Source organism: Acinetobacter sp. MF4642 (assembly GCF_002018925.1).
In the GTDB taxonomy this organism is placed as follows: Bacteria; Pseudomonadota; Gammaproteobacteria; order Pseudomonadales; family Moraxellaceae; genus Acinetobacter; species Acinetobacter johnsonii.
The window spans coordinates 1-5,383 of record NZ_MVON01000057.1; the positions used below are offsets into that span (position 1 = coordinate 1).

The window sequence follows — 5,383 nt, forward strand, 5'->3', positions numbered from 1 at the left end:
TGGGGTTCAGAAAGATTTTTTGAATCGACGTATTTCATCTGCAAATTATGCATGAATATTTAAGATTCTTCGGTACAAATAATCAGCAAAAGGTAGATCATTTTTTGATTTATGAAAGAGATCTATTTTTTAATTTTGATATAAGAATGTATGTTTAGGATCAAAAGTTTCACCGAAAGATGGCTAGTATACAACCAAGGACTACTTTAATGAATAAACAAAAGTTTAAAAATTTTGAAGATGCAGGAAGAGAAATTTTAAATTTTTTACATCAGAGGTTTGGATTTGACTTATGTATGATTACTCGGGTAGAAGGTGATGATTGGATAGTATTACAAACAGAAGACCATGGATACCATATTAAACCAGGTCAAGTTTTTAAATGGGCTGATTCATTTTGTTGCCATATGGTTAAAGGAAATGGTCCAAAAATTGCTCCTGCCTCAGAAAAAATTGCACTATATGCAAGTGCACCAATTAATAATCAGGTAAGTATTAAATCATATATTGGCCAACCTATAACTAATGAGGATGGTAGCTTATTTGGAACATTATGTGCTATTCACCCCCAAACAAAATCTGAAAATATATGTCAAGATATATCTATAATAGAATTATTAGGAGATTTACTTAGTAGAATACTTCAAGCTGAATTACGTCAATTCAAGCATATTAATGAGTTTAAAAGTTTAAGAAAAAAAGTATTTAAAGATGATTTGACTGGTTTATACAATAGAAGAGCTTGGGAAGAATTCTTAGAAAAGGAAGAAGAGCGATGTAAACGGTATGGTCATCCAGCAGCAATCTTTTTTATCGATATAAACGATTTGAAACAAGTTAATGATAGTTTGGGGCATTCAGCTGGCGATCATTTAATAAAGTGCGCAGCAAAGGTGCTTGTTAATACAGTGCGCAGTAATGATATTATTGCTAGATTAGGTGGAGATGAATTTGTAATATTAAGTATGGAAAACAACTCAGTAGGGGCTGAAATGCTTTTAAAAAGAATTTTAGATGCTTTTTGTGAGGCTGATATTAGTATAGCTATTGGTTTTTCAATGAGAGTTCCAAATAAAGGTTTACTATTTGCAGCAGAACAAGCTGATAAAAAAATGTATATGCATAAGAAAAAATTAAAGTCTAAATTAATTTTTTAATATAACGTAAATATTTACTTTACTGATGTCCTAATACATACATTTAAATTTAAGACTATTTAGGAAAACACAATTCAAAGCATATACCTTCTGCGCTATTGACTGCCTGATACATTCCCTGATGAAGCGTTAAAATGGATGCAACAATCGATAGTCCTAAACCACCCGTTTGATGAGGGCTTTGTCTGCTGGAACTGCACTGATAAAAACGCTCAAAGAGATGAGGCAAATGCTCAGGGGCAACTTCCAAACCACTGGTGATCACAGATAATGTAATCATCTGCATATTATTAATGATCTTTCGGTGGCTAAGCACATAAATAGTTCGGTGATTGCCGCCATGAACGAGCGCATTTGATATCAGATTATACAGCGCCTGTTGTAACAGTTCAGGATCTGCCGATAGCTCAGTCGCTTCAAGACTTAAAACAAAATTGCAGTGTTGTTCTTCAGCTTGATACTCGAAAATACTGAATATATCTTCTATAAATGATTGAAGTTGAATCTTCTGTTTGTTTAAGCAAACTTTGTGCGCATCTGCGCGTGCTAGAAATAACATGCTGTCAATCATTCGTTTTAAACGTTGATAGTCCTCTAAGTTGGAAATCAAGAGTTCCTGATACTGTGCGGGACTACGTTCACTCATGAGTAAAATTTCGGTTTGCCCGATTAAATTATTCAAAGGTGTTCTGAATTCATGAGCAATGTCTTCGGAAAAACGATTCAGTTGGCTATATCCTAGTTCAATACGGCCAAGCATGGCGTTAATATCGGAGGCTAGTTGTTCGATCTCTTGAGGAGGATGATTCAGATTAAGTCTCTGTTCAAGTTTGTGAATACTAATAGCATGAGTTTGTTTGCGTAGTGTTCTTAATGCGTTCAATCCGAAACGGCTGGCAATCGCGCAAAGTATGAAAATGGCTAAAATGCCGCTAAACACATAGATAAAAAGACGTTTTTTAAAAGGCGAGATAATCGCTAAACGTTCCGACCACTGCTTGCCTGCAATTAATAGATAGGGTTGTCGATTAATTTGAATAGTTTTCCATGCAATACGGGTGGGATAAGCATAAGCTGATAAATCACGGAATTGAATCTGAGGCTGGTGGATAAATTCAGGCAGTGGAATGCCAAGAGGATTAATGTTGATCAGAGCCTGATTCCCTTTAAGCAATACAAATAGATTGTCCTGATTGCCGAGCATATTTTGATACAGCTTCGGCTGCGCGATAATCTGCTCAATATTGCGACTGTCCTGCAATAAAATTTCCAGACGTTCAATACGTTCAATCAAAGCCCGATCTTGCTGTGCAATTAGAATCTGGTTGATGCCAAAATAAGTCATCAACGCCACAGTACACAGAACCATCGCAGCACAAGTGGTAGCCAGTAGTGTTAATCGTAGTTCTAGCGAACGAATGGGGTTAAACATTATTTGTCTACCGAAATTTTATAGCCCAAACCGCGAACAGTATGAATTAACTTTATATCATGTCCCTCATCAATTTTACTGCGTAAACGCCGCACAGCCACATCAATAAAATTAGTATCGGTATCAAAATTGATCTGCCAGACTTCAGACGCTATTTGCCTGCGCGTAATAATTTCATTCGGATGGCGAAGTAAGAAGCGCAAAAGATTGAATTCTTTTTTACTGAGTTCTATAGGCTGTTGGTTACGCCAGACTTTATGATGGATTAAATCCAATTTTAAATTTGCAATTTCTAATTGATTTTCCTCTACATACTGCTGACATCTAAGTAGACTTTTAATTCGGGCCAGTAATTCAATATAAGAAAAAGGCTTGGCTAGATAATCATCGGCACCTAGTTCCAAACCTTTGACCCGATCAATCACTTGGTCTTTTGCGGTAAGAAAAATTACTGGAATCTTAGAAAATTGTCGCAATACTTTCAGGACTGCCCAGCCATCTATATCGGGCAACATCACATCTAATATGACTAGACTATATGCATGCATTTTTAACTTTTCCAAGCCTTCTAGCCCTGAATGGACACATTGCGCCTCATAGCCAGATTCATTTAACCCTTTAACTAGATATGAGGCGATTTTCACTTCATCTTCGATAATTAGAATACACATTTTGTCCAGGCTCATTTTGAAGATGACAACTTTGTAATGTGATTGTCATCATCCAAATCATTCAGATTGTATAAGATTTTTAAAACTTAATTCAGGGCAATCATGATGAACAAACTCAAAGGGCTTATTGCAACAGTAATGCTGATGAGTAGCAGTACTTTTGCACAATCCGTTCAATTGAATCAAGTTTATTCACTTGATTCTCAGACAGCACAAACTCTTATTGATGCTGCTGTGACCGTATGTCAAAAAATTCAGCATAATATTGCCGTGGTGGTGGTAGATCGAGGAGGAAATACCTTGATTTCAAAGAGACATGAAACTGTCGGGCCACATAATTTAGGCGCAGCCGAAAAGAAAGCCTATACCGCTTTATCCACCAAAATGGCGACCATGTTGTTAAGTCAAAATGCCCATGAAAATAAGGATGCAAAAAATTTAACCACTTTATCAAATTTACTATTGTTAGGTGGCGGCGTACCTGTGCGTTATGAGAGTCAAGTGGTCGGCGCCATTGGCGTTGCCGGAGCAGGGGGCGCAAAAAATGACCATTACTGCGCTGAAACAGCTGTTAAGTCTATTTTCAATCCTTAAGGAATCCATCATGTTTAAAAAATTATTGCCACTCTCAACACTATTGTTGACCTCAATGACTTTTGCACAAACTAACCCCTTAAGTGTGCATGTGTTGAATCTAGAAAATGGTCTGCCTTCCGCTCAAGTCGAGGTGGTACTCGAAAAAAGTACCGGGAATAAATGGGTGAAATTAAATCAGCAATATACTGGCCCTAATGGCCGTATTACTGGATTGTTCCCTGAAAATCAGAAGCTTGAAGCTGGTATTTATAAAGTTACCTTTAAAACCGAGGACTGGTTTAAAAAAAATAAGCAAGATACCTTCTTTCCTGAAGTTCCTGTAATTTTTAAGGTAGATGGAAGTGTCAGCCATTATCATATTCCTCTACTTCTAAGTCCTTATGGATATTCGACTTATAGAGGCAACTAAGATTTAAAAGGGCTAGTCTAACTAGCCCTATTATTTGTGTTTAGTCCGTAAACTAGAGAAAATCACAAAAAATTCATGATCGTATTATTATGCTTTTAGTTGAATTAAAGTTGACTCAAGTTATTTAAATGAGTTGATAGAACTTATTGAAGCTTGATAGTAATTAAAATGAGAATGGCATGAATCAATTTTCTGAAGAAGACTTATCCAGAATTATCGAAATGGCCTGGGAGGATCGAACCCCATTTGAAGCCATTCAATGTGAGTTTGGTTTGAACGAAGCGGCAGTGATCCGCTTGATGCGGCAAAATATGAAACCCAGTAGCTTTAAAATGTGGCGTGCACGTGTGACAGGCCGAAAAACCAAGCATCTGCAGCTGCGTTTACCTGATGTGATACGGGCCTATTGTTCACGCCAATACAAGCGTTTCTAAGTGTTTGATTTTGATTACCGTCTGGACTCACGTTTACATCGTTCAGAACAATATTGTACTTCCTCCCAGCAGCGGTACCATTTCTTGCGCCAAGTAAAAGGGAGCAAACAGTGGATACAGATTTTTTCAGGGAGATGCTGTTTTTTCATCGTTTATAACTCATTGATCTGGCTAAGAAGTTGCTGGGCATGGCTGATAATCTGCTGCCGATCTTTAAGTTTATCTAGCTGTCGATAGATCATGCCCATACGTGGATGAGTACGAAATTTCGCCTCATTCCGGATCATAAAATACCAGTACAGGCTATTGAACGGACAGCTATCTAGCTCGGTGCGAGTTTTGACATTGTAGCTACAGTGCTTACAGTAATCGGACATCTTATGGATGTAATTGCCCGAGGCAGCATAGGGTTTGCTGGCCATCAAGCCGCTATCGGCATGCATCACCATACCCAGCGTGTTCGGTAGTTCTACCCATTCATAGGCATCGGCATAGACTGCCAGATACCACTCGCTGATCTGCTGCGGGTCTACACCAGTTAATAAGGGCTTTGTTGCACAAACCTATCTGTAAAGGGTTTTTCAGCGATATAATTTTCAAATGAAGAAGCCTACACACAAAATCTACCGCACAACCAATTGGCCCGCATATAACCGAGCACTCATGAGTCGCGGAAATATTGC

The 5,383-nt window shown here is 37.8% G+C and carries 7 protein-coding genes and 1 pseudogene; 4 read left to right on the plus strand and 4 right to left on the minus strand.

Annotation, left to right across the window (positions count from 1 at the left end; all coding sequences use genetic code 11):
• The first annotated feature begins 209 nt into the window (after window positions 1-209).
• Window positions 210-1,157 (plus strand): sensor domain-containing diguanylate cyclase, encoded by a 948-nt coding sequence (locus MF4642_RS16115; protein WP_078426839.1) that lies wholly within the window; start codon window positions 210-212, stop codon window positions 1,155-1,157.
• Window positions 1,158-1,212: 55 nt separating this feature from the next.
• Here the strand turns inward: MF4642_RS16115 and MF4642_RS16120 are convergent, their stop codons facing one another.
• Both MF4642_RS16120 and MF4642_RS16125 read right to left on the minus strand, forming a co-directional pair.
• Window positions 1,213-2,589 carry a heavy metal sensor histidine kinase gene (locus tag MF4642_RS16120; RefSeq protein ID WP_078426840.1) on the minus strand — a complete coding sequence of 459 codons (1,377 nt, stop codon included), beginning with the start codon at window positions 2,587-2,589 and terminating at the stop codon, window positions 1,213-1,215.
• Window positions 2,589-3,260 (minus strand): heavy metal response regulator transcription factor, encoded by a 672-nt coding sequence (locus MF4642_RS16125; RefSeq protein WP_078426842.1) that lies wholly within the window; start codon window positions 3,258-3,260, stop codon window positions 2,589-2,591. The genes MF4642_RS16120 and MF4642_RS16125 overlap by 1 nt, the downstream gene beginning before the upstream one ends.
• 105 nt (window positions 3,261-3,365) lie before the next feature.
• Here MF4642_RS16125 and MF4642_RS16130 point away from each other — a divergent pair, with 105 nt between their 5' ends.
• From MF4642_RS16130 to MF4642_RS16140, 3 genes are all read left to right on the plus strand, one after another.
• The gene (locus MF4642_RS16130) at window positions 3,366-3,854 is read left to right on the plus strand and encodes a GlcG/HbpS family heme-binding protein (protein WP_035326664.1); all 489 of its coding nucleotides are present in this window, start codon (window positions 3,366-3,368) and stop codon (window positions 3,852-3,854) included.
• A 10-nt stretch (window positions 3,855-3,864) separates the two neighbouring features.
• Window positions 3,865-4,266 carry a hydroxyisourate hydrolase gene (uraH, locus tag MF4642_RS16135; RefSeq protein WP_004981585.1) on the plus strand — a complete coding sequence of 134 codons (402 nt, stop codon included), beginning with the start codon at window positions 3,865-3,867 and terminating at the stop codon, window positions 4,264-4,266.
• Window positions 4,267-4,445: 179 nt separating this feature from the next.
• Window positions 4,446-4,700: a TIGR03643 family protein gene (locus MF4642_RS16140; protein WP_058952279.1), complete on the plus strand. Its 255-nt coding sequence runs from the start codon at window positions 4,446-4,448 to the stop codon at window positions 4,698-4,700.
• A 14-nt stretch (window positions 4,701-4,714) separates the two neighbouring features.
• Here the strand turns inward: MF4642_RS16140 and MF4642_RS16145 are convergent, their stop codons facing one another.
• Window positions 4,715-4,849 (minus strand): DUF2256 domain-containing protein, encoded by a 135-nt coding sequence (locus MF4642_RS16145; protein ID WP_078426841.1) that lies wholly within the window; start codon window positions 4,847-4,849, stop codon window positions 4,715-4,717.
• A gap of 3 nt (window positions 4,850-4,852) precedes the next feature.
• A pseudogene (locus MF4642_RS16150) lies at window positions 4,853-5,245 on the minus strand (cryptochrome/photolyase family protein); the annotation flags it as partial.
• Window positions 5,246-5,383: the final 138 nt, after the last annotated feature.

Bases quoted from the DNA above. Each gene is read 5' to 3' on its own strand.
- MF4642_RS16115 (WP_078426839.1), top strand. From the start codon at position 210: ATGAATAAACAAAAGTTTAAAAATTTTGAAGATGCAGGAAGAGAAATT.
- MF4642_RS16120 (WP_078426840.1), bottom strand. From the start codon at position 2,589: ATGTTTAACCCCATTCGTTCGCTAGAACTACGATTAACACTACTGGCT.
- MF4642_RS16125 (WP_078426842.1), bottom strand. From the start codon at position 3,260: ATGTGTATTCTAATTATCGAAGATGAAGTGAAAATCGCCTCATATCTA.
- MF4642_RS16130 (WP_035326664.1), top strand. From the start codon at position 3,366: ATGAACAAACTCAAAGGGCTTATTGCAACAGTAATGCTGATGAGTAGC.
- uraH (WP_004981585.1), top strand. From the start codon at position 3,865: ATGTTTAAAAAATTATTGCCACTCTCAACACTATTGTTGACCTCAATG.
- MF4642_RS16140 (WP_058952279.1), top strand. From the start codon at position 4,446: ATGAATCAATTTTCTGAAGAAGACTTATCCAGAATTATCGAAATGGCC.
- MF4642_RS16145 (WP_078426841.1), bottom strand. From the start codon at position 4,849: ATGAAAAAACAGCATCTCCCTGAAAAAATCTGTATCCACTGTTTGCTC.